General features: G+C 66.7%; 18 protein-coding genes and 1 pseudogene. 14 read left to right on the top strand and 5 right to left on the bottom strand.

Annotated elements, in window-relative coordinates; genetic code table 11:
* Window positions 1-14 precede the first annotated feature (14 nt).
* Both FOZ70_RS22180 and cysM read left to right on the top strand, forming a co-directional pair.
* A complete protein-coding gene (locus FOZ70_RS22180; RefSeq protein WP_021157453.1) occupies window positions 15-362 on the top strand; it encodes a helix-hairpin-helix domain-containing protein in 348 nt (115 codons plus the stop codon).
* Window positions 363-576: 214 nt separating this feature from the next.
* The gene (gene cysM / locus FOZ70_RS22175; protein WP_042973431.1) at window positions 577-1,479 is read left to right on the top strand and encodes a cysteine synthase CysM; all 903 of its coding nucleotides are present in this window, start codon (window positions 577-579) and stop codon (window positions 1,477-1,479) included.
* 78 nt (window positions 1,480-1,557) lie between these two features.
* Here cysM and mltB read toward each other — a convergent pair whose 3' ends face one another.
* Complete coding sequence (gene mltB, locus FOZ70_RS22170) at window positions 1,558-2,901, bottom strand: lytic murein transglycosylase B (protein ID WP_081082833.1); 1,344 nt, start codon at window positions 2,899-2,901, stop codon at window positions 1,558-1,560.
* A gap of 43 nt (window positions 2,902-2,944) precedes the next feature.
* Here mltB and FOZ70_RS22165 point away from each other — a divergent pair, with 43 nt between their 5' ends.
* A complete protein-coding gene (locus tag FOZ70_RS22165) occupies window positions 2,945-3,868 on the top strand; it encodes a histone deacetylase family protein (RefSeq protein ID WP_060066380.1) in 924 nt (307 codons plus the stop codon).
* A gap of 30 nt (window positions 3,869-3,898) precedes the next feature.
* Here FOZ70_RS22165 and FOZ70_RS22160 read toward each other — a convergent pair whose 3' ends face one another.
* The gene (locus FOZ70_RS22160) at window positions 3,899-4,819 is read right to left on the bottom strand and encodes an alpha/beta hydrolase (protein ID WP_219706727.1); all 921 of its coding nucleotides are present in this window, start codon (window positions 4,817-4,819) and stop codon (window positions 3,899-3,901) included.
* Window positions 4,820-5,035: 216 nt separating this feature from the next.
* Here FOZ70_RS22160 and FOZ70_RS22155 point away from each other — a divergent pair, with 216 nt between their 5' ends.
* From FOZ70_RS22155 to FOZ70_RS22105, 11 genes and pseudogenes are all read left to right on the top strand, one after another.
* Window positions 5,036-6,070, top strand: coding sequence for a methionine ABC transporter ATP-binding protein (locus tag FOZ70_RS22155; protein ID WP_027788053.1), 1,035 nt, complete (start codon window positions 5,036-5,038; stop codon window positions 6,068-6,070).
* Window positions 6,060-6,713 (top strand): methionine ABC transporter permease, encoded by a 654-nt coding sequence (locus tag FOZ70_RS22150; protein ID WP_006486982.1) that lies wholly within the window; start codon window positions 6,060-6,062, stop codon window positions 6,711-6,713. Before FOZ70_RS22155 ends, FOZ70_RS22150 begins: the two co-directional genes overlap by 11 nt.
* A 31-nt stretch (window positions 6,714-6,744) precedes the next feature.
* Window positions 6,745-7,539: a MetQ/NlpA family ABC transporter substrate-binding protein gene (locus FOZ70_RS22145; RefSeq protein WP_059678009.1), complete on the top strand. Its 795-nt coding sequence runs from the start codon at window positions 6,745-6,747 to the stop codon at window positions 7,537-7,539.
* A gap of 228 nt (window positions 7,540-7,767) precedes the next feature.
* The gene (locus FOZ70_RS22140) at window positions 7,768-8,517 is read left to right on the top strand and encodes an electron transfer flavoprotein subunit beta/FixA family protein (RefSeq protein ID WP_021157446.1); all 750 of its coding nucleotides are present in this window, start codon (window positions 7,768-7,770) and stop codon (window positions 8,515-8,517) included.
* A 16-nt stretch (window positions 8,518-8,533) separates the two neighbouring features.
* The gene (locus FOZ70_RS22135; protein WP_059620141.1) at window positions 8,534-9,469 is read left to right on the top strand and encodes an electron transfer flavoprotein subunit alpha/FixB family protein; all 936 of its coding nucleotides are present in this window, start codon (window positions 8,534-8,536) and stop codon (window positions 9,467-9,469) included.
* A 99-nt stretch (window positions 9,470-9,568) separates the two neighbouring features.
* The gene (locus FOZ70_RS22130; RefSeq protein ID WP_219706726.1) at window positions 9,569-11,359 is read left to right on the top strand and encodes an acyl-CoA dehydrogenase; all 1,791 of its coding nucleotides are present in this window, start codon (window positions 9,569-9,571) and stop codon (window positions 11,357-11,359) included.
* Between the two features lie 36 nt (window positions 11,360-11,395).
* The gene (locus FOZ70_RS22125; protein WP_136470571.1) at window positions 11,396-13,069 is read left to right on the top strand and encodes an electron transfer flavoprotein-ubiquinone oxidoreductase; all 1,674 of its coding nucleotides are present in this window, start codon (window positions 11,396-11,398) and stop codon (window positions 13,067-13,069) included.
* 48 nt (window positions 13,070-13,117) lie between these two features.
* Window positions 13,118-14,311, top strand: a complete 1,194-nt coding sequence (gene bktB, locus FOZ70_RS22120) for a beta-ketothiolase BktB (protein WP_048028343.1) — start codon at window positions 13,118-13,120, stop codon at window positions 14,309-14,311.
* A gap of 37 nt (window positions 14,312-14,348) precedes the next feature.
* Window positions 14,349-15,203 (top strand): 3-hydroxybutyryl-CoA dehydrogenase, encoded by an 855-nt coding sequence (locus FOZ70_RS22115; protein WP_059862763.1) that lies wholly within the window; start codon window positions 14,349-14,351, stop codon window positions 15,201-15,203.
* Window positions 15,204-15,708: 505 nt separating this feature from the next.
* The gene (locus FOZ70_RS22110; protein WP_219706725.1) at window positions 15,709-16,524 is read left to right on the top strand and encodes a hypothetical protein; all 816 of its coding nucleotides are present in this window, start codon (window positions 15,709-15,711) and stop codon (window positions 16,522-16,524) included.
* A gap of 84 nt (window positions 16,525-16,608) precedes the next feature.
* Window positions 16,609-16,716, top strand: a pseudogene (locus tag FOZ70_RS22105) (3-hydroxyacyl-CoA dehydrogenase family protein); the annotation flags it as partial.
* 180 nt (window positions 16,717-16,896) lie between these two features.
* Here FOZ70_RS22105 and FOZ70_RS22100 read toward each other — a convergent pair.
* The 3 genes from FOZ70_RS22100 to FOZ70_RS22090 form a co-directional block, all read right to left on the bottom strand.
* Entirely contained in the window at window positions 16,897-19,038 is a 2,142-nt protein-coding gene (locus FOZ70_RS22100; protein WP_219706724.1) for a hypothetical protein, read from the bottom strand.
* Between the two features lie 11 nt (window positions 19,039-19,049).
* The gene (locus FOZ70_RS22095) at window positions 19,050-22,886 is read right to left on the bottom strand and encodes an AMP-binding protein (RefSeq protein WP_219706723.1); all 3,837 of its coding nucleotides are present in this window, start codon (window positions 22,884-22,886) and stop codon (window positions 19,050-19,052) included.
* 89 nt (window positions 22,887-22,975) lie between these two features.
* A complete protein-coding gene (locus tag FOZ70_RS22090) occupies window positions 22,976-23,872 on the bottom strand; it encodes an MBL fold metallo-hydrolase (protein WP_042973145.1) in 897 nt (298 codons plus the stop codon).

Below are 23,872 nucleotides of genomic sequence, written 5' to 3'. Positions count from 1 at the left end.
CGGAGATCCAGCACATGATCAGGAAATGGTTGGCCGCAGCGGCAATGCTCGGCACGATCGCCTCGGCCTGGGCGGCCGTCGACGTCAACACCGCCAACGAGGATGCGCTCGTCGGCATCAAGGGTATCGGCCCGGCGCGGGCAAAGGCGATTCTCGACGAACGCGGCGCACGCGGCCCGTTCAGGAATGCGGAGGATCTCGCCGCACGCGTGAAAGGCATGGGCGGCCATACCGTCGAGCGGCTTCAGCAGGAAGGCCTGACGATCGGTGCGGCCGGCACGGGTGCCGCGCAGCCGGCCCCGGGCAAGCCGGCCGCCGGCAAGCCTGCAGCCGCACCTGCCCGCACCACCACGCAGAAGTAACGCGTCGCGCGCAGCCGACAACAAGCTCCTTCAGTCGCCGTCGTTGCGACGGCTTCCCGCGGCGTGCCGCGGGTTTTTTGCGTGGCCACGGCGCATGGGGCGTCCACGCGTTGCACGGCATGCGTATTCCATCGCCGCAATGGGGTTGCCGGCGCGAGCAGCGGTGCTGGTTTACAATCGATCGATTGATCGGCCTCGTACTCACGGTATATCCATGGCTTACAAAACTATCGAAGACACGATCGGCAATACGCCGCTCGTCCAACTGGTCCGCTTGCCGGACGACGAGATTCGCGCGCGCAACAACGTGGTGCTCGCGAAGCTCGAAGGCAACAATCCGGCCGGTTCCGTGAAGGATCGTCCGGCGCTGTCGATGATCAGCAAGGCCGAGGCGCGCGGGCGCATCAAGCCGGGCGACACGCTGATCGAGGCGACGAGCGGCAACACCGGTATCGCACTCGCGATGGCAGCGGCGATCCGCGGCTACAAGATGGTGCTGATCATGCCGGAGGACCTGTCGGTCGAGCGCCGCCAGAGCATGGCCGCCTACGGTGCCGAAATCATCCTGACGCCGGTGAAGGGCGGGATGGAGCTGGCACGTGATCTCGCGGACGAGATGCAGCGCGAAGGCAAGGGCGTGATCCTCGACCAGTTCGCGAACCCCGACAATCCGGTTGCGCACTACGAAGCGACGGGCCCGGAAATCTGGCGCGATACCGAAGGGCGCGTCACGCACTTCGTGTCGGCAATGGGCACGACGGGCACGATCATGGGCACGTCGCGCTACCTGAAGGAGCAGAATCCGGCGATCGAGATCGTCGGTGCGCAGCCGGAAGACGGTTCGCGCATTCCGGGCATCCGCAAGTGGCCGGAAGCCTATATGCCGACGATCTTCGATCGCAGCCGTGTCGACCGCGTCGAGAGCGTGAGCCAGGCTGCGTCGGAAACGATGGCGCGCCGCCTCGCGGCCGTCGAAGGCATCTTCGCGGGCATTTCGTCGGGCGGCGCATGCGAAGTCGCGATGCGCATCGCGCGTCAGGTCGAGAATGCGACGATCGTGTTCATCGTCTGCGATCGCGGCGACCGCTACCTGTCCACGGGCGTGTTTCCTGCCTGAACGCGGGCAGATGCGCGTCGCGCGTGTACGAAACGAAAGCGCCGCTTGTGCGGCGCTTTTTCATTGGGCGGGCGGTGCTTACTGCGACTGTGTATCGGTGTTACTCGGCTGAAGCGCGCCGCTCGCTTCCATCTGCGCCTTGACCGCCTCGCCAAGCTGGTACACGGTAAGCGCGTAGAAGAAGCTGCGGTTGTAGCGCGTCAGCACGTAGAAATTCTTGAGCCCGAGCATGTATTCGGTCGCGCGGCCCGGCGACGGCAGGTCGACCACCGTCACGGGCGTGCCGGCTTCGGTCGTGATGTTGACCGTCGGCTCGTTCAGCGTCATGCCCGCGCGCAGCAGTTGCGACAGTGCCCAGTGCGGTTCGGGCTGGCCGTCGGCGGCGGCTTGTGCGATCCCCAGGCTGCCCGTGTCGGGCGTGATCTGCCAGACCACCGGGCGGTCGGTTTCCCAGCCGTGCTGCTTCAGGTAGTTCGCGACGCTGCCGATCGCATCGACAGGACTGCTGCGCAGGTCGACATGGCCCGTGCCGTCGAAGTCGACCGCATATTCGCGGATGCTGCTCGGCAGGAACTGCGGGATCCCGATCGCGCCCGTATACGAACCGAGCACGGTGGTCGGGTCGAGCTGGTTGTCGCGGGTCCAGACCAGGAAATCCTCGAGGTTCTTGCGGAACGTCGCCTGGCGGCTGTCACGATTCGGCGTGTCCGGATAGTCGAACGTGAGCGTCGTCAGCGCGTCGAGCACGCGGAAATTGCCCATGTAGCGGCCGTAGATCGTCTCGACACCGATGATGCCGACGATCACCTCGGGCGGCACGCCGAACTGCTCGGATGCACGCTGCAGCGTTGCCTGGTTCGCCTTCCAGAATTTCACGCCCGCGTTGATGCGGATCGGCTCGATGAAGCGCGAGCGATAGACGCGCCAGTTCTTGACCGTCGGCGACGGGGCCGGTTTCACGAGCTTGACCGCCGTCGCCGAATAGCTGATGCGCGAGAACAGCGCATGCAGGCTCGCGGAGTCGAAGCCGTTGCGGCTGACCATCTCGTCGATGAACGCGTCGACCTTCGCATTGTTCGCGTAACGCTGCGGAACGATTTCTTCTTCGAAGGTCTGGCCTTGCGGCGTCGGCTGTTGCGGCTGGGCCTGTGCGACGAGCGTGCCCGCGGGCTTCGCGGGTTGCGTCTGCGCGCCGGCAGGCGCGGTGCCGAGGGCCGCGACGGCAGCGGCCGCGACGAGCGGAACGCGAACACGGAACAGCGCGGAGAGAAGGGCGGCAGGCTTGCTGGAATTCATGTCGAAGCGGGCGGACAGGGCGATTGGGTTCGGCGCAGTATACCCGACGGATCCGGCGCGCCGGGGCGTGGCAGGCCACCGTTGTGGTAAGTTAGCGGCGAATTCGCGGCAGACGATGGACATCATTGATGGAGACCTGCGGCGCACCGTGCGCCGCGGATGACAGCTTATGGCAACCGCTTTCTATACGCACCCCGACTGCATGCTGCACGAGATGGGGGAATGGCATCCGGAATGCCCGGCCCGCCTGTCGGCGATCCAGGATCAACTGATCGCGAGCCGCATCGACGATCTGATCGTGCACGAAACCGCGCCGTTCGCGAGCGAGGTGGCGCTGGGCCGGGTGCATACGCAGGCGCACATCGACTACATCCGGAGCATGACGCCGGTCGACGGCTACGTCGAGATCGATCCCGATACGCTGATGAACCGCGATACGTGGCGCGCGGCGCTGCGTGCGGCCGGCGCCGCGATCGCGGCAACCGACGCGGTGATCGAAGGCCGCTATGCGAATGCGTTCTGTGGTGTGCGTCCGCCCGGCCATCATGCGGAGCCTGCGCGTGCGATGGGTTTCTGCTTCTTCAACAACGTCGCGATCGCCGCGCGACATGCGCTCGACGTACACGGTCTGGAGCGGGTCGCGATCATCGATTTCGACGTGCATCACGGCAACGGCACCGAGGCGGCGTTCGCGAACGACGAGCGGGTGCTGATGTGCAGTTTCTTCCAGCATCCGCTGTACCCGTTCTCGGGCGTCGATCACCAGGCGCCGAACATGGTCAACCTGCCGATGCCCGCGCGCAGCAACGGGATGGCGATCCGCGAAGCCGTCGACATGTTCTGGCTGCCGCGCCTCGATGCGTTCAAGCCGCAGATGCTGTTCGTGTCCGCGGGTTTCGATGCGCATCGCGAGGACGACATCGGCAGCCTCGGCCTCGTCGAAGCCGACTTCGAATGGTTGACCGCGCAGATCGTCGAGGTGGCGCGCCGGCATGCGCAGGGGCGCATCGTGAGCTGCCTCGAAGGCGGCTACAACCTGTCCGCGCTCGGGCGCAGCGTCGTCGCGCACCTGCGCGTACTGGCCGGCATCTGACGATCGCGTGACCGACCGGGCCGGGCGCACTCAGCGCGCCGGCACGCGCGCGTGAATCCACGCGATCAGCGCGTCGATCACGCGATCGCGTTCGAGATCGTTCATCGTTTCGTGAAAGCCGCCTTCGTACAGCGTCAGCGTGCGATCGGGCGAGCCGACGTGCGCACCGAACGCACGGCTGCCGTCGGGTTCGGTCAGCTTGTCTTCGGTGCCGTGATAGACGAGCACGGGAACGCGCAGCCCGCCGCGACCGCTTTCGATGCGTGCCATCGCGTCGAGAATCTCCGCGCCGGTGCGCGCGGGCACCGCGCCGTGATGGACGAGCGGATCGGCGCGGTTGGCTGCGACGATGGCCGGATCGCGCGACAGCAGCGCGGCATCGATCCTGATTGCGGGGAAGGTCGGCCATATGCGGCTGATGACGCGGCTCACGGCGAGCATCCAGCGCGGTACGTCACGTCCCGGCGCGAGCGCCGGGCTCGACAGCACGAGGCCGGCCAGCGCGTGGCCGCGTGCCGGCGCGCGTTCGATCGCGTACAGCGCCGCGACCGCCCCGCCCATGCTGTGCCCCATCAGGAACAGCGGCGAATTGCCGCGTGCGGCTTCGGCGCCCAGCGCATCCGCATCGTTCAGGTAGCCGTCGAAGCGCTCGACCCAGGCGCGCTTGCCCGGTGACTGGCCGTGCCCGCGCAGGTCGATCGCGAGCACCTCGATGCCGGCCGCATTCAGCCGGCCGGCGAGCGCGGCATAACGACCCGCGTGTTCGGCAAGGCCATGTACGAGTGCGATCGTCGCGCGCGGCGGCTCGGTGCCGTCGCCAGCCGGCCAGCGGTACGACGCCAGTTCGAGCCCGTCGGCGGTACGCAGGCGGCCCATCGTCGGCGCGGGTGGGGACCATGGTGCCGGTCCGGCGGTGGCAGGTGCGGCGGCCGGCGTGGTAGTGGCGGTCATCTGGCGTGTCCCCTGTCGGTTGGTCGGTGTTCCGGATCATAGTCGCGGCATCGTCGTGACGCGCCAGCGGCGTCCCTCTAATTTCGTGCGGTTATGAAAAGATCGAAATCGATTATTAAGGGGAATGAGGGGTTTGCGGTAAAATCGTCGGTTATTCCAGATGCATCGGCGGCCGACTGGCGGGCCAACTCGCCAGCCGGCCGCCGTTTTGTTTACATGATCGAATTACGCAATCTTTCGCAGCGATTTCCCGGGCCGGGCGGCTGGGTCGAGGCGCTGCGCAACATCAACCTGACGATCCCGCAGGGCGAGGTGTTCGGCATCATCGGCCGAAGCGGTGCCGGCAAGAGCACGCTCGTGCGCACCATCAACCTGCTCACGCGGCCGACTGAAGGCAATGTCGTCGTCGGCGGGCTCGATCTCACGCTGCTGTCGGCTGGCGCGCTACGCGAGGCGCGACGCGAGATCGGCATGATCTTCCAGCACTTCAACCTGCTGTCGTCGCGCACGGTGTTCGACAACGTCGCGCTGCCGCTCGAGCTGGCCGGCGCAAGCCGTGCCGACATCGAGGCCGCGGTGCTGCCGCTGCTCGACCTCGTCGGGCTGTCCGCGCAGAAGGATCGCTATCCGTCGCAGATCAGCGGCGGGCAGAAGCAGCGCGTCGGCATCGCACGCGCGCTCGCGAGCCAGCCGAAGGTACTGCTGTCGGACGAAGCGACATCCGCGCTCGATCCCGAGACCACGCGCTCGATCCTCGACCTGCTGAAGCGCATCAACCGCGAACTCGGCCTGACGATCGTGCTGATCACGCACCAGATGGAAGTGATCAAGCAGGTGTGCGATCGCGTCGCGGTGCTCGATGCGGGGCGCGTGGTCGAGGAAGGCCGCGTGATCGACGTGTTCCTGCAGCCGCATCACGAGGTGACGCGCGCGCTGATCGGCGACGTGATCGCGCAGGAGTTGCCGCCCGCGCTGAAGGCGCGTGTGGCCGAGCGGCTGAAGACCGGCAGCGGTCATCTGCTGCGGCTTGCGTTTACGGGCTCGGGTGTCGACCAGCCGATCCTGTCGGAAACGATCCGTCGGTACGAACTCGATTTCAACATCCTGCACGGCCAGATCGACGAGATCCAGGGGCAGGCATTCGGTTCGCTCGCGGTGCTCGCGGGCGGCGAGCCGGGCAAGGTCGGGCAGGCGCTCGCGTTCCTGCGCGAACAAGGTGTGGTGGTAGAGGAGCTTTCGTATGTTGAGTGAGATGTTCGATATGTTCGTGCAGTCGTTCTGGGAGACGCTGATCATGGTCGGCATCTCCGGGGCGGTCGGCGCGCTCGTCGGCCTGCCGCTCGGCGTGCTGCTCTACCTGACCGACCGCCAGGGTGTGCTGCAGAACCTCGCGGTGAATCGCGTGCTCGGCGGCATCGTGAATGCCGTCCGCTCGACGCCGTTCATCATCCTGCTGGTCGCGGTGATTCCGTTTACGCGGCTCGTCACGGGTTCGTCGATCGGCACGGCCGCGGCGGTCGTGCCGCTGACGCTCGCGGCCGCGCCGTTCATCGCGCGTCTCGTCGAGACGGCGCTGCGCGAAGTCGACCGCGGGCTGATCGAGGCCGCGCAATCGATGGGCGCGACCACGTCGCAGATCGTCTTCAAGGTGCTGCTGCCCGAATCGCTGCCGGGTGTCGTCGCGGGCCTGACGATCACGTTCGTGTCGCTGGTCGGCTATTCGGCGATGGCGGGCGCGATCGGCGGCGGCGGGCTCGGCGATCTCGGGATCCGCTATGGCTACCAGCGCTATCTGCCGGAAGTGATGTGGACGGTCGTTGCGATCCTGATCGTGTTCGTGCAGATCGTGCAGTCGTTCGGCGACTGGCTCGTCCGCCGGCTGAGCCACAAATAAGACGAAATTGAACCGTTAGGGGAGACAGACGATGCAACGACGCTTCATGCTGAAGTTCGCGGTGGCACTCGGCGCAGCCGCGCTGTTCGCGGGTGCGCACGCTCAGGCCGAAACCATCAAGGTGGGCGTGACGGGCGGGCCGCACGCGCAGATCATGGAAGCGGTGAAGAAGGTCGCGGCGAAGAGCGGCCTCGAGATCCGCATCGTCGAATTCTCCGACTACGTGCAGCCGAACGCGGCGCTCGCGTCGGGCGACCTCGACGCGAACAGCTACCAGCACGATCCGTATCTGCAGGCGCAGGTGAAGGATCGCGGCTACAAGCTGATCAAGGTCGCGGATACCGTCACGTTCCCGATGGGCATCTATTCGAAGCGCGTGAAGTCGCTGACCGAACTGAAGCCGGGCGCGCGCGTCGCGGTCCCGAACGATCCGACCAACGGCGGCCGTGCGCTGCTGTTGCTGCAAAAGCAGGGTCTCCTGAAGCTGCGCGCGGACGCGGGGCTGAAGGCGACGCCGCTCGATATCGTCGACAATCCGCGCAAGCTGAAGATCGTCGAGCTCGACGCGGCGCAGATTCCGCGCTCGCTCGGCGACGTCGATGCGGCCGCGATCAATACCAACTACGCGATGGAAGCGGGGTTGAAACCGAAACAGGACGCGATCGCAATCGAAGGGCCGAACGGGCCGTACGCGAACATCCTCGCGATCCGCGAGGCGGACCGGAACAAGCCGTGGGTCGCGAAACTGATCGCGGCCTATCATTCGGCCGACGTGAAGCAGTTCATCGAAGGCAAGTTCGGCGGCGCGGTCGTTGCCGCCTGGTAACGGGCAGAGCACGGAACGCCCGGCGGGATTAGAGTCGATGATCGAAAACCCGGGCTTTGCGTCCGGGTTTTTTCTCTTTTAAAATAGAACGATCGTTCGCTATCATTGGCGCGTCGTCAAGAAGCGGTATCCTCGACAACCATGATGGTTGGGTCCGCTTGGCCGCGCAGTCATGAGGCCTCGCTATAGAATGGCCTCTGGTCGTATTCGTAACTTTGGAGCGTGTGCATGAAAATCCTGGTGCCAGTGAAAAGAGTGGTCGATTACAACGTGAAGGTCCGTGTGAAGTCGGACAACACGGGCGTCGATATCGCGAACGTGAAGATGTCGATGAACCCGTTCGACGAAATCGCGGTTGAAGAAGCGGTGCGCCTGAAGGAAGCGGGCGTGGCGACCGAAGTGATCGCCGTGTCGGTGGGCGTCACGCAAGCGCAGGAAACGCTGCGCACGGCGCTGGCGATCGGCGCGGATCGCGCGATCCTCGTCGAGTCGAACGACAGCGTCGAGCCGCTGGCCGTCGCGAAGATCCTGAAGGCGCTGGTCGACAAGGAACAGCCGCAACTGGTGATCCTCGGCAAGCAGGCGATCGACGACGATTCGAACCAGACGGGTCAGATGCTGGCCGCGCTGGCGGGCCTGCCGCAAGCGACGTTCGCATCGAAGGTCACGATCGCCGACGGCAAGGCAACGGTCGCGCGTGAAGTCGACGGCGGCGCGGAAACGCTGTCGCTGACGCTGCCGGCGGTCGTGACGACCGACCTGCGCCTGAACGAGCCGCGTTACGTGACGCTGCCGAACATCATGAAGGCGAAGAAGAAGCCGCTGGAAACGGTGAAGCCGGAAGACCTCGGCGTGGACGTCGCGCCGCGTCTGAAGACGCTGAAGGTGGCCGAGCCGCCGAAGCGCGCAGCCGGCGTGAAGGTGCCGGACGTGAAGACGCTGGTCGAGAAGCTGAAGACCGAAGCCAAGGTGCTGTAAGAGGGAGCGGAAAGAAATGACGATTCTGGTGATTGCAGAACACGACAACGCGTCGATCAAGGCCGCGACGCTGAACACGGTGGCGGCGGCAGCGAAGATCGGCGGTGACATTCACGTGCTGGTCGCGGGCCACAACGCGCAAGCGGCGGCCGATGCCGCAGCGAAGATCGCAGGTGTGTCGAAGGTGTTGCTGGCCGACGCGCCGCAGCTCGAAGCGGGCCTCGCGGAAAACGTCGAAGCGACTGCGCTGAACATTGCGAAGGACTACTCGCACATCCTCGCGCCGGCGACTGCGTACGGCAAGAACATCGCGCCGCGTATCGCCGCGAAGCTGGACGTTGCGCAGATTTCGGACATCACGGCGGTTGACAGTGCCGACACGTTCGAGCGCCCGATCTACGCGGGCAACGCGATCGCGACGGTCCAGTCGAGCGACCCGATCAAGGTCATCACGGTGCGCGCGACGGGTTTCGATCCGGTTGCAGCGGAAGGCGGCAGCGCAGCGGTCGAGAAGATCGAAGCGGCGGCCGATGCAGGCAAGTCGCAGTTCGTGAGCCGTGAAGTGACGAAGCTGGACCGTCCGGAGCTGACGAGCGCGAAGATCATCGTGTCGGGCGGCCGCGGTCTGGGCAGCGGCGAGAACTACACGAAGGTGCTGGAGCCGCTGGCCGACAAGCTGTCGGCGGCGCTCGGCGCGTCGCGCGCGGCAGTCGACGCCGGCTACGTGCCGAACGACTACCAGGTCGGCCAGACCGGCAAGATCGTCGCACCGCAGCTGTACATCGCGGTGGGCATCTCGGGTGCGATCCAGCATCTGGCCGGCATGAAGGATTCGAAGGTGATCGTCGCGATCAACAAGGATCCGGAAGCGCCGATCTTCAGCGTGGCCGACTACGGCCTCGTCGGCGATCTGTTCGCGCTCGTGCCGGAGCTCGTGAACGAGCTCGGCTGACGCAGTGTGACGCTCAGGCGGTAAGCACACGAGAAGAGGGGCGCGACGAGCGCCCCTTTTTTTTCGCCATCGACAGAAGAGAGAAGAGGGAGACACACCATGAGCTATAACGCCCCTGTCAAGGACATGCTGTTCGTGCTGAAGGAACTCGCGGGCATCGACACCGTTGCGCAACTGCCGGGTTTCGAGGACGCCGGTTACGACACGGCGCAGGCCGTGCTCGACGAGTCCGCCAAATTCTGCGGTGAGGTGCTGGCGCCGTTGAACGTCGAAGGCGACCGCAATCCGAGCAGCTGGAAGGACGGTGTCGTGACCGCGACGCCGGGCTTTGGCGAAGCGTTCCGCCAGTTCGTCGAAGGCGGCTGGCAGGGGCTGCAGCACCCGTCCGAATACGACGGCCAGGGGCTGCCGAAGCTGATCGCGACGCCGTGCATCGAGATGCTGAACGCGGCGAACCTGTCGTTCGCGCTGTGCCCGCTGCTGACCGACGGTGCGATCGAGGCGCTGCTGACGGCCGGCACCGACGAGCAGAAGCAGCGCTACGTGCCGAAGCTGATCTCGGGCGAATGGACCGGCACGATGAACCTGACGGAGCCGCAGGCGGGCTCGGATCTTGCGCTGGTGCGTTCGCGCGCCGAGCCGCAGGGCGACGGCACGTACAAGGTGTTCGGCACGAAGATCTTCATCACGTGGGGCGAGCACGACATGGCGGACAACATCGTCCACCTGGTGCTGGCACGCACGCCGAACGCGCCGGAAGGCGTGAAGGGCATTTCGCTGTTCATCGTGCCGAAGTTCCTGGTGAACGACGACGGCTCGCTGGGCGAACGCAACGACGTGCACTGCGTATCGATCGAGCACAAGCTCGGGATCAAGGCGAGCCCGACGGCGGTGCTGCAATATGGCGATAACGGCGGCGCGATCGGCTATCTGATCGGCGAAGAGAACCGCGGCCTCGAATACATGTTCATCATGATGAACGCGGCGCGCTTCGGCGTCGGGATGCAGGGGATCGGCGTCGCCGACCGCGCGTACCAGAAGGCCGCGGAATTCGCGAAGGAGCGCGTGCAGAGCCGCCCGGTGGACGGGTCGGCCAAGCAGTCGGTGACGATCATCCATCACCCGGACGTGCGCCGGATGCTCGGCACGATGCGCGCGCTGACCGAAGGCGCGCGCTCGCTGGCCTACGTGGCTGCGGCGCACAGCGACATTGCCCACCGCCATTCGGACGAGGCGAAGCGGGCGCGTCATCAGGCAATCTACGAATATCTGGTGCCGGTCGTGAAGGGCTGGAGCACGGAGATGGTGAACGACGTGGCGAGCCTGGGCGTGCAGGTGCACGGCGGGATGGGTTTCATCGAGGAAACCGGCGCGGCGCAGTATTACCGCGATGCGCGGATCCTGGCGATCTACGAAGGCACGACCGCGATCCAGGCGAACGACCTGGTGGGCCGCAAGACGCTGCGTGACGGCGGCGCGGTGGCGAAGGCGCTGATCGCCGAAATCGGCGAGACTGTCACGACGCTGGGCAAGCTGGACGGCGCAGCGGCCGCATCGATGAAGGTGCAGCTGGAGAAGGGCGCGAAGGCGCTGTCGTCGGTGGTGGATTACGTGCTGGCGAACGCGAAGCAGGACCCGAACGCGGTGTTCGCGGGCAGCGTGCCGTACCTGAAGCTGGCGGGCGTGGTGCTGTGCGGATGGCAGATGGCGCGTGCGCTGGTGGCCGCGCAGGCGAACCGCGCGAGCGACCCGGCGTTCTTCGGCGCGAAGATCGCGATCGCGCAGCTCTATGCGGAGCAGGTGCTGGTGCAGGCAGGCGCGCTCGAGGCGTCGATCGTCGGCACGAAGGGCAACGAGGGCGTGCTCGCGTTGACGGAAGACCAGTTCTGACCGGCTGACGGTCGGGACGCAGGAGGAGACAGGATTTTGACCACACAGGACTTGCTCGCGCAGTACGGCCCGCGCGAATCGATGGAATACGACGTCGTGATCGTCGGCGGCGGCCCCGCCGGGCTGTCGGCGGCGATCCGGCTCAAGCAGCTGGCCGCCGAGAAAGGCACCGAGATCGGCGTGTGCGTGCTCGAGAAAGGTTCCGAGATCGGCGCGCACATCCTGTCGGGCGCGGTGATGGACCCGCGCGCGATCACCGAACTGTTCCCCGACTGGAAGGAACGCGGCGCACCGCTCGACGTCGAGGTGACGGAAGACCGCTTCCTGTTCCTGTCCGAGAAAAGCGCGGTCACCACGCCGAACTGGGCGCTGCCCGCCAACTTCCAGAACCACGGCAACTACGTGATTTCGCTGGGCAACGTCACGCGCTGGCTGGGCCAGCAGGCCGAGGCGCTGGGCGTCGAGATCTTCCCGGGCTTCCCGGCCGCGGAAATTCTCTACAACGACGACGGCTCCGTGAAAGGCGTCGCGACCGGCAACATGGGCGTGGGCAAGGACGGCGAGCCGACCGAGAACTTCCAGCTCGGCATGGAGCTGCACGCGAAGTACACGCTGTTCGCCGAAGGCTGCCGTGGCCATCTCGGCCGCCAGCTGATCTCGAAGTTCAAGCTCGACGCGAACGCCGATCCGCAGGCGTACGGGATCGGCATCAAGGAGCTGTGGGAAATCGATCCGGCGAAGCACAAGCCGGGCCTCGTGATCCACACGGCCGGCTGGCCGCTGAAGTCGGACACCTACGGCGGCTCGTTCCTGTATCACATGGACAACAACCAGGTTGTGGTCGGCTTCGTGGTGGGCCTGGGCTACACGAACCCGTACCTGTCGCCGTTCGAGGAATTCCAGCGCTACAAGACGCACCCGTCGATCCGCGCGTTCCTCGAAGGCGGCAAGCGCGTGTCGTACGGCGCGCGCGCGATCACGGCGGGCGGTCTGCTGTCGCTGCCGAAGACGGTGTTCCCGGGGGGCGCGCTGATCGGCGACGACGCGGGCTTCCTGAACGCATCGCGGATCAAGGGCAGCCACGCGGCGATCAAGACCGGCATGCTGGCCGCCGATGCCGCGTTCGACGCGGTGCAGGCGGGCCGCCAGTCGGACGAACTCAACGCGTATCCGGATGCGTTCAAGCAATCGTGGCTGTACACGGAGCTGTACCGCGCGCGCAACTTCAAGCAGTGGATGGCCAAGGGCCTGTACCTCGGCACGCTGATGGTCGGGCTCGAACAGAAGGTGATGGGCGGCAACGTGCCGTGGACGCTGCATCACAAGCACGCGGACCACGAGATGCTGAAGCCGGCGTCGCAGTGCGAGCCGATCGAGTACCCGAAGCCGGACGGCAAGCTGACGTTCGACCGGCTGTCGTCGGTGTTCATCTCGAACACGAACCATGAAGAGAACCAGCCGGCGCACCTGACCTTGAAGGATGCGAACGTGCCGGTGAACGTGAACCTGCGCACGTATGCGGGGCCGGAGGGGCGTTTCTGCCCGGCGGCGGTGTACGAATTCGTGAAGAACGACGATGGCAGCGATCGGCTGGTGATCAACGCGCAGAACTGCGTGCACTGCAAGACCTGCGACATCAAGGACCCGACGCAGAACATCGTGTGGGTCACGCCGGAAGGCGGCGGCGGGCCGAATTACCCGAACATGTAACGCAACGTATCCCCGCGCCTGCGGGCGCGAACGAACCGGAGTGAGACGATGAGCAATGCAGCGAAAGAAGTCGTGGTGGTGAGCGGTGTCCGTACCGCGATCGGTGATTTCGGCGGCAGCCTGAAGGATTTCTCGCCGACCGACCTCGGGGCGAAAGTCGTGCGCGAAGTGCTGTCGCGCGCGAACGTGTCGGGCGATGCGGTCGGGCATGTCGTGTTCGGCCACGTCGTGAACACCGAACCGAAGGACATGTATATCGCGCGCGTCGCGGCGATCGACGGCGGCGTCGCGCAGCACACGCCCGCGCTGACCGTGAACCGCCTGTGCGGTTCGGGCCTGCAGGCGATCGTGTCGGCCGCGCAGACGATCATGCTCGGCGACGCCGACGTCGCGATCGGCGGCGGCTCGGAAAACATGAGCCGCGCGCCGTACACGGTACCGGCCGCGCGTTTCGGCCAGCGCATGGGTGACGGCAAGCTCGTCGACATGATGCTCGGCGCACTGCACGACCCGTTCCAGACGATCCACATGGGCGTGACCGCCGAGAACGTCGCGGCGAAGTACGGCATCTCGCGCGACGCGCAAGACGCGCTGGCGCTCGAATCGCATCGTCGCGCGGCGCGCGCGATCGCGGAAGGGCGCTTCAAGGACCAGATCCTGCCGATCTCGATCCGCACGAAGAAGGGCGAGGTCGCGTTCGACACCGACGAACACGTGCGTCACGACGCGAGCGCGGACGATTTCACGAAGCTGCGCCCGGTGTTCAAGAAGGAAGACGGCACGGTGACGGCCGGCAACGCGTCGGGCATCAACGATGCGGCCGCGGCCGTGCTGATGATGAGCGCGGACGCCGCGCGCGCGCAGGGCGTGAAGCCGCTCGCCCGGCTCGTCGCGTATGCGCACGCGGGTGTCGATCCGGCATACATGGGCATCGGCCCCGTGCCGGCCACGCAGAAGGCGCTCGAACGCGCGGGCCTGAAGATCACCGATCTCGACGTGATCGAGGCGAACGAGGCGTTCGCCGCCCAGGCATGCGCGGTCACGCAGGAGCTCGGCCTCGATCCGGCGAAGGTCAACCCGAACGGGTCGGGCATCTCGCTCGGTCACCCGATCGGCGCGACCGGTGCGCTGATCACGGTCAAGGCGCTGTACGAACTGAAGCGCATCGGCGGGCGTTACGCGCTCGTGACGATGTGTATCGGCGGCGGCCAGGGGATTGCGGCCATCTTCGAGAACATCTGATAATCGACCGCTCAGCACCCGAACACACAGGAACTACATGGCCATCGAAATTGTCGGCGTCGTGGGCGCCGGAACCATGGGCAACGGCATTGCGCAGACCGCCGCCGTTGCGGGACTCAACGTCGTGATGATCGACGTCAGCGACGCCGCGCTCGAGAAGGGCGTCGCGACGCTGAAGGGCAGCCTCGAGCGGCTCGTGTCGAAGGGCAAGCTCGACGCAGCCGTGCGCGATGCGGCGCTGGCGCGCATCACGACGTCGACCGACTACGCGCAGCTCGCGTCGGTCGATATCGTGATCGAAGCTGCGACCGAGAACGTCGAGCTGAAGGGGCGCATCCTGAAGCAGATCGAGGCCGTCGCACGGCCCGACGCGATCATCGCGACCAACACGTCGTCGATCTCGATCACCGCGCTCGCTGCGCCGCTCGCCGATCCGGCGCGCTTCGTCGGCATGCACTTCTTCAACCCGGTGCCGCTGATGCCGCTCGTCGAGATCATCCGCGGGCTGCAGACGAGCGAAGCGACCGCATCGTCGGTGCGCGAGCTGACCGAGCGTTTCGACAAGTCGCCGATCGGCGTGCGTAACTCGCCGGGCTTCGTCGTGAACCGGATTCTCGTGCCGATGATCAACGAGGCGTTTTTCGTGCTGGCTGAAGGCATCGCGTCGGCCGAGGAGATCGACGCGGGGATGAAGCTCGGCGCGAACCACCCGATCGGGCCGCTCGCGCTGGCCGACCTCGTCGGCCTCGACGTGTGCCTCGCGGTGATGGACGTGTTCGTGAAGGACTTCGGCGACCCGAAGTATCGCGCGTGCCCGCTGCTGCGCGAGATGGTGACGGCCGGCCGGCTGGGGCGCAAGACGGGGCGGGGGGTGTACGACTACAGCAAATAAGCAGAAGGCTGGAAAGTCTTCAACGCGGGTGGCGAGTCGTGTCGGATGGTGTCGTTCATCCGGTGCGGTTCGCCATCCGCGTTTTTCATTTATGGAAGTGGCTCGCCGAATCCTGTCCGCCGGTTGAATTATTTCGAAAATCGATTTTAATCGTCAAATAGTTAAATCAATTAGCGTGGATATTTTCATATCGATTAAATTGACGTTTCAGTGTGTAATGTTATATCTTGGTTGCGCAAATGCAATCGAGAGAAAATAAAGCGGCAATAGGTTGTTGCATAAATCGGGCGCGCGTGGGCGGCTGACATTTACGTACAACAGCGGTTCGGGTTCCTGCGTAGATTCGCGCTGGTTTTCTGAAAATGGATCCATTGCCATCGCACTTACTAAAACACGATTTCTGATCGTGCGGATGTCGTTCGCCTATTCGCTTTCAAGGACGTGAAAAGCCGGCGCGAATCGGCGGGGCGCGGTCGTCCGTTCGTCCGGACCACGGCGCCATGGTGTGCGCCCGTCGGCAACGAGGGGCGCGTGGTTTCCTCTCTCACTTCAGGATGGATACATGCAACCTAAAGCTTGGGTTATCGCAGTGGCGACGTCCGTTGCCGCGCTTTCCGCTCATGCACAGCAGGCGGACGGCGTCGCGCCCGCTACGGCTCAGGACGAGATCGTCAATTACCAAGCGGTCGGCAATGCCGCCGGCGTGACCAAGATCTATCGTTCGATCCGCACCACGGATCCCACCGATGCGCGCAGGACGGTCGTCATCGAACAGGTGCTGAAGCAGATCGCGCCGGGCCGCGTGAGCTTCGTGCGCGGCGAGCAGCCGGCCGAGGCGACGCGGCATCGGCAGCAGCAATGCGCGCAACGCGGCGCGGTCGATGTGACCGACGAGTCGGACGTGACGATCGACGAGCGGGTTCTCGATTTCGCGCTGTGCCGCAGCACCGCCCCGATGCCGGCCGAGGTCGCCCGCGCCGCGAAGGCCGGCGGGACCGCGCCCGCGAAGGCGATCGCCAACGACCAGGGCATCACGATCATCGTGCCGGGGATCCTGGCCCATGTCCTCCAATTCACCGACTTGCCGGTCCACCTGTGGGTATCGACGGCGCAGATCGGGAACGTGCCCATGTCGCTCTACTCCGAGCCGTTCGGTGTCGTCAACTTCACGGGCTATACGAACGGCGGGGTCGTGCTGTTCCAGCCGGTCTTTTCGGTTCGCGCCGTCAAGCTCGGCGAGTTCGCGATCAACGCGCGCGCTTGCGGGCCCGGCATCGGTTGCTTCGACGACTCGCGCGGCCGGATCAACGTGGTGCGTTAAGGATGGTCGGGGCCGGGGCCGTGGGGGCCCTGTCTCCAACATGACGGCCGCGCGGCGCAACCGGGGGCGTGTCCGTCGCGTCCGAATGGCGGCGACCCGAAGTATCGCGCGTGCCCGCTGCTGCGCGAGATGGTGACCGCCGGGCGGCTGGGGCGGAAGACGGGGCGCGGGGTGTACGACTACAGCGCCTGATGCGCGAGCCGGGCGCCGGTTGCGTGGAGGCCCCTGTGTGAATCCGGGGCATTCATGAAACCGGCGAGCAGTACGGCGCGCACCCGCACCCCGGAGACTGGGCACTGATCCAGCCTCCGGGGTGTTTTCTCGATGCGATTCACGGCCGTCGCTGCGTACCGCATGGCGCCGAACGGACCGTCAATCGGCAACAGCGGTATCGGCAACGTAGTTCGCGATACTGAAGAACCGATAGTCGCTCAGCAGATCGGGCGCCGGGAACCCTTCCGGATGAATCCGCCCGTAAATCGGGCTGTCGGGGCGCAGGCCGGCCAAGGTCAGCGCGAGCGTGAATTCGTTGAAGGGCGCCATGAACTGGCGCGACACGAAATGCATGCCCCAGTTGAACACCGACGGAAGCTGCTCGGTGCGCAACCACGTGTCCGGGCCGCCCGGCGCCCGCGCGCACAGGTTCTCCGCCCACGGGCTATGTCCTTCCACGATGAGAAAGCCATGCTTCGCGTGGGGCTTCCAGCGGGTCAGGAAATCGATCAGGTCCGCAGCCGCCACGTAACCGGGAACGAGCCCTTCCGCGTCGCTGTACGCGACCTTGAACGCGCGCTTGATCTGTTCGAGCCCGATCGGCAACGCTTCCTGATCCGATACCGTCAGGGCCCCCGCATAGTGCTGGTCGATCACCGCGCGCAGGCGTGCCCGATCGACGGTGCGGAGATGACGCTCGAGGATCGCTTCGGCGGCGTCCGTGCGCCGGACGCCCAGCCGACGGTTGTGGACCAGGAACATGAAGGTGTGCAGCAGGTCGCTGAGTCGCGCCGGGCGCACGCTGCCGTCGGGCTGCGTGACGGTCAGGCCGCTGTCGGCCACGGCTTCGTCGTAGCGGTCGGGCTGGGAGATGTCGGCGGCGATCACGCGTACCTGCACGCCTGGAATGTCCTTCAGCGCGGATAGCGTCGCGGCGGCGCGGCCGCGCGCGGATTCGTTGTAGTCGGCGCCGATCACGAGCAGCGGATAGTCCGCGAGGTGCCGGCCGCGCCGCGTCGACGTGATGACGTATTCCGCCAGGCGCTTCACCGCGCTGCCGTCGCCGCAGCCCATGTCGGCGATGCCGGCGGGCTGGCGATCCAGCGGCGTGTCGTCGAACAGCTCGCGCAGGATCTTCGTCGTGATTTCCTGCGACGCCGGCCCCGACCCGGCGCCGCTCGACGCATACACGTTCATCACGCGATCGATGTGGCCGTCGCTGTCGATATCGAGCGGATCGGGGTTGCCGAACAGGAGCTCGTCGAGCAGCGCATACGAACGCAGATACGACGCGGGCAGCCCCGCATAAGGCGCGGCGATCGGACGGTGAATCCGGCCCGACTCGGTGAGCCGCACCTTTCCCTGGTCGATTTCCACCATGCCGAACTTGCCCATCAGCGCCCATGCCGCGTCCAGGACGACCGGGTCCGCCTGTGTCCAGGCGCCCACCGCGACCCCGCCGGGCTGCTCGACGAGCTTGCCGAGGATGCCGGGCGCCGACTGCGCGTACTGGCCATCCGGCTGCCTGTCGAACACCGGCATGTCGAGCGCGACCCAGGTCGGGCCCAGCAGCAGGCCGTCCATCGCCGTGCGCAGCTGTCCGTTCGCCTGGCGCTCCAGGTCGGTGGCCGGAGGCGCAAGCTCCGGCCAGCCCGCCACGCAGGCCCGCACGAGCCGCGCATACAGCAGGCTGTCCTCGGCCGCCACGCGCGTTCGATGACACAGTGCGTGCAGATGCTGGAGCACCGACGTTGCATCGGCCAGTTGCCCGAACAGCGGCCGGGCGTGCTCGACGCACGCGACGACATATTCGCCGGCGGGCGTGAGCGCATAGTCGGCGTCTTCGTCGCCGCGATCGAGGGTCAGCCAGCCGGCCAGGCTCAGCAGGTTGAAGGCGCCCCACAGAATCCCGAGGTTGCGGGTCGGGTCGGGCTGGCGGGATGCCGCGAACGCGCGCATCGCGCGGGGCGCTCCGGCCCGCAGGCCGTCGAACGCGCCGGCAAACACCAGGCGCGCCAGCGTCGGCACCAGCACGATGCCGTTGGCCCAGTTGCAACTGCGCGTGTAGGCCATCACGCGCTGTGCGTCGTGCCGGCCGATGCGCAGCGTGGCCGCATGCGTGTGTTGTTCGAGCCTGACGGGCAGTTCCTCGTCGAGCACCTCGACGCCGATCGCGGCGCCGGCCGGCAGGCCGAGCAACGTGCGCGTTTCGTCGGGATAGGCGTCGAGATAGTGTTCGAGCTGCCGGGCCAGCGCGGTGGTGGAATCACCAAGGTCGTATCGGGCGTATCGGGCGTGCATGTTGGACGGTCTCACAGGATCGAAGGTTGGGCTGCATGGGATGAAGGGGCATCCGGATCGGCGTGCGCCACGATCGGCGCCGGCGCGGTGCCGCGAGTACGGGGCGCGAGATGGGCGGCCAGCGCGCGAATGGACGGGTAGTCCCAGACCGCGGACGGATCGACGCTCACGCTGAACGCCTCGCTGAATACGATCGTCATTTCGACGGCGAGGATCGAGTCGAAGCCGATCTCGGCGAACGTCGACTCGCGCGTCAAGCGAAGCTTGCGGTGCTTGAGGCGCTCGCCCAGCCACGCGATGAGCCATTGTTCGACGGCATGAACCTGCTGGCGATCGAGCAGGCTCGCCGGCTCGCCCGCGATCGGGGCCGGCGCCGGACCGGCGTCTTCGCCGGCCGGCGTGTCGGGTGTGTCGGGAGTGTCGGGCATGCCGGCGGCCGCGTGCTCGCCGGGATTGGCGTCCAGCAACGGATCGACGAGTTGGCTGGCGCCCGGGACCGTTTGCTCGATCGCGCCGATCTCGAGCCCGATCTGCGCGGCCCAGTCGTTCAATTGCGCCGACGTGGTCAGTGCGGATCGCAGGCCGACCTGCCGCTGCGCCGCCTCGATCGCGAGTTCGTACCGGCGCTGCGCCCAGCGCAGCGCGCCGTCACCGATGCGCTGCTGCGCAGCCGCACGTTCGGTCACCGCGAGCAGCAGTCCCCATTGCGCGATCGTGCCGAGCCAGTAATTGACCCAGACGGCGGCATGCGCGGCGCCGCCGAGTTTCGCCGCATTGGCGAGCCCGTCCTGCGACAGCCGGGCGCTGAGCTCGCGCAGCTCCGTGGCCAGCACGCCGGCGCCCAGCGCGCTTTCCAGATAACGCGGAAGCTCGTCGCTTCCGTTCAGCAGACGGCTGCCGAGGTGAACCAGCAGCGTTTCGGTCGGCCCCTCGAAGATGCGGGTCAGGCGCGCGTCGCGGAAGATCTGCGGCGCGAAGTTGGTCTCGATGTAACCGCGGCCGCCCAGGAACTGCATCAGCTCGTCGGCGGATTGCGACAGCAGCTCGGAGCCGAGAATCTTCGCGATCAGCAGGCAGTCTTCAGGCAGCGCGACGCCGAGGTCCAGCTCGGTGGCCAGGTGCTCGACCAGCGCGTCGAGCCCGTCGATGCGGTCCCGCAGCTCGCCCAGGCGCAGGCGGCTCAGCGGATTGTCCAGCAGGAGCCCGGTGGCGACCTCGCGCCGCGCCCCGTAGCGATGCATCAGCTGCGCACAGCGCTTCATTCCGCCCACGCTGACGGCGGCGATGCCGAGGCGCGCGATGTTCATCGCGTGCTGCGCCACGGACAGGCCCTGGCCGATGTCGCCGAGCCGGCATGCGTCGTCGATCCGCGCCCGATTCAGATGCAGCGAATTCTGGATCATGCCGCGCACGCCCATCGTCAGCTCTTCGGCGCCGATCCGCACGCCCGGCGTGCCGGGTCGCACCGCCAGGCCGACCATTCCCGTGCCGTCGGCCTGCTTCGCGAACACGTTGATGATCCCCGCCCACGCGGACGAGCCGCTCCAGCGCTTGGTGCCGCTGACCAGCCAGTCGCCGGACGCGGTGCGCTGCGCGCGGGACGCGATCGCGCGGACATGCGAGCCCGCGGCCGGCTCCGTGATCGCGAATGCGGCGAGCATTCGGCCGCTCGCGAGGCTCGGCAGCAGTTCGTCGCGCAACGCGGGTTGCGCGTGCTGCATGATCGGCACGATGCCGAGCGTATTGTTCAGGGCGACGAAAAAAGCCAGCGTCGAATCGATCGCGGCCAGTTGCGCAAACACGCGCGCCATTTCGCGGTGGCCGAGCCCGAGCCCGCCATGCGAACGGTCGATCGGCATGCCGAGCAGGCCCCGGTTGCCGAAATCGAGGACGACGTGCGGCGGAATGGTGCGTCGCTCGTCGATGGTGCGCGAATCGATCCGCGTGCGGGCGTAGTGCCTGAGCCAGTCGTTCAGTTCGTCGACGGTGGCGCCGTCGTCGCGCCGGCGATCGTTGGCCGCCGGCTGGTCGACACCGGCGGCCGGGCGCGCGGGCTGCCCGCGATCGGGCGCCGGCGTTTGCGTGCCGGCGTCGACGTCCCACTGTGCGAGGATCGTCAGCGCGCCGTCGTGCAGCTGCGCGCGGCACGTGCTGCGGCGCACCTTGCCGCTCGACGTCTTCGGCACGCTGCCGGGCGACACCAGCACGATCCTGCTCGGCCCGATGTCGAGGCGGTTCCAGATCGCCTGGCGAATCGCTTCGATGAAGCTGTCGAGATTGCCCTTGCGTTGCGTGCGCTCGACTTCGGCCACGACGATCAGGCGCTCCGCGTCGGCCTGGTCGTCCATGAAGGCCGCGCAGCCGTTCGGCACCAGTTCCGGCACGCCGACGATCAGCGCGTATTCGATGTCTTCCGAGTAGTAGTTGCGGCCGGCGAGGATCACCATGTCCTTGAGCCGGCCGGTCACGTACAGTTCGTCATCCAGAATGAAGCCGAGATCGCCGGTGCGCATGAATGCCTGGTCCCGGTCGCCGGCCAGCGTGTGCCGGAAGGTCGAATGCGTCTGCTCGTCCAGCCGCCAGTAGCCGGCGGCGACGCTCGGGCCGGCCACGCAGATTTCGCCGATGGTCCGGTCGTCGCATCGCGCGTTGGTCTCCAGGTCGCGCACGATCACCTGCTGTTCGCCGTCGGTGCGGCCCACGCCGACCAGAACCCGCTCGCCCGGGCGGTCCAGCGGCTGCGGCGACACGCCGAGGGTCTCGTTGCGCAACACCACCGATTGCCGCTGGAGCGCGGCCTGGTCGACGCACAGCGTGCGGACCGGGTGCCGTTCCGTGCGGCCGGCGACGTACAGCGTGCCCTCCGCGAGCCCGTAACACGGCAGGAACCCGTCGGCGGCGAAGCCCGCTGCCGCGAAGCGCTGCGAGAAATCCGTCAGCGTGCTGGCGCGCACCGACTCGGCGCCGTTGTACGCGGCGCGCAGGCACGACAGGTCGAGCGTCGCCAGCTGTTCGTCGGAGATTCGCCGGCAGCACATCCGGTACGCGAAATCGGGCGCGCCCGTCAGGTCCGCGCGGTACTGGCTGATCGCGCGCAGCCACAGGTACGGATGCTGGATGAACCGTTCCGGGGCCATCAGCACGCTGCGGAAGCCGCCGTACAGCGACGTCAGGATCACCCCGATCAGGCCCATGTCGTGATACGGCGGCAGCCAGCTGACGATCGTGCTCGACTCGTCATACGCAAGCCATTCGCGTATCAGCCCCAGGTTGTGGATCAGGTTCGCGTGACTCACCATCACGCCTTTCGGTGTGCCCGTCGTTCCCGACGTGTATTGCAGAAACGCGATGTGGGACGGCTGCACGCCGGCGGGCGAATCCACGGGAGCCAGCGCCTGCGCGCCGCCGACGTCGAGCAGCGTGCTGCCGGACGCGTCGGTATCGGCGAGCCAGGTCGAGCAGCGCGCGTGGTCCTCGGCCGAGCACAGGATCGTGTCGGCGCCCGCGTTTTCGACGATGCCGGCGATCCGCACCATATGCTGCCTGTTGCGCGGCGGGTAGGCCGGCACCGCGATCGCGCCCGCATACAGGCACCCCATGAAGGCGCCGACGTAATCGAGGCCCGGCCGGCACAGCAGCAGCACGCGGTCGCCGACGTCGACCGCGTTCTGCCGCAGCAGCGCGGCGACCCGGCGGGCGCGCACGTCGAGCTCGGAGAAGGTCATCGATTCGGCCCGTTCCTGCTCGGGCGGCCCGCTCAGGAACACGTAGGCGGTGTGGTCGCCGCGTGTGGCGGCGCGGTTCTGAAGCAATTCGCCAAGCGTAGTCGGCAAGGTCGCAGTGGTCATGATGTCGTCGGAAGAGGAATGAAAACAGCGAGCAGGGGCCTCGCACCGGCCGGTGCCCGTGCGTTGCCGCGGCGGACATCCGGATACGGCTATTCGGCGCGATGGAACAGGTCGATCATGTGCGTCATGCTTTTGAGGTGCAGGAAACGCGGCACGACCTTTTCGCTTCTTGCCGCGTAACGGGCCGTCCACTGATGGGCCAGTGCCTGCGTGGCGGCGGCGTTGCCGCGAACCGCGCGTGCGTCGGCCTCGCGTGCATCGAGGCACGCGCGCGCATGCCGTGCGGCCGACCGGGCGAGCTCGCCGGTGAGGATGCCGTGGTGCCCCAGGGCGAGCCGCGGTGCATGCAGCTGTTCGATGACGTCCAGCGAGTGCCGGTACGCAAACAGGTCCTGAAAGACCAGCGGCAGCCAGTGGGTGGCGTCCTGAAACTCGCCGAGCGCATCCGACACGAAACCGATGTCCAGCTGCGGGCAGTAGTAGCCGAACTGGCAGCGGCTGTGGCCCGGCAGCGCGATCGTGCGAATCTGCATCCCGTCGCCGATGTCGAGTTGCGCGCCCGGATTGACCGGGTAGAACGGCAGGTCGGCCAACTCGGTGAAATCGGCGCCGGCGGCGGGTTCCCACGACCGAGACGCGTGCTCGTCGAGCTGGCGGATGGTGCGGCAGGCCGACGGGCTCTGGAACGCATCGAACGCGTCGGGCGAACCGGATACATGGAGCCACGGCATGCGCGACTTGAGCGTCATCAGCAGGCTGCAATGGTCATAGTGCGAGTGGGTTATCAGCCAGTAGCGCAAATGCCGGATTCCGCCGAAGTCCCGCAGCAGGTCGTGAAGCTGCTGCCATACGAGCGCCGTCATGCCGCTCAGGCCGCCCTCGATCAGCGTCGCGGCCTCGTCGTTGACGATCACATACAGCGGCACGTCGGCGGTGCCGATCAGCGCCAGCCGCGGCTCGATCCACCCGGGGGAAGCGTTCAGCAT

The organism is Burkholderia sp. COPS (genome assembly GCF_019425585.1).
GTDB lineage: Bacteria > Pseudomonadota > Gammaproteobacteria > Burkholderiales > Burkholderiaceae > Burkholderia > Burkholderia cepacia.
This window is presented reverse-complemented; position numbering and strand designations above follow the sequence as displayed.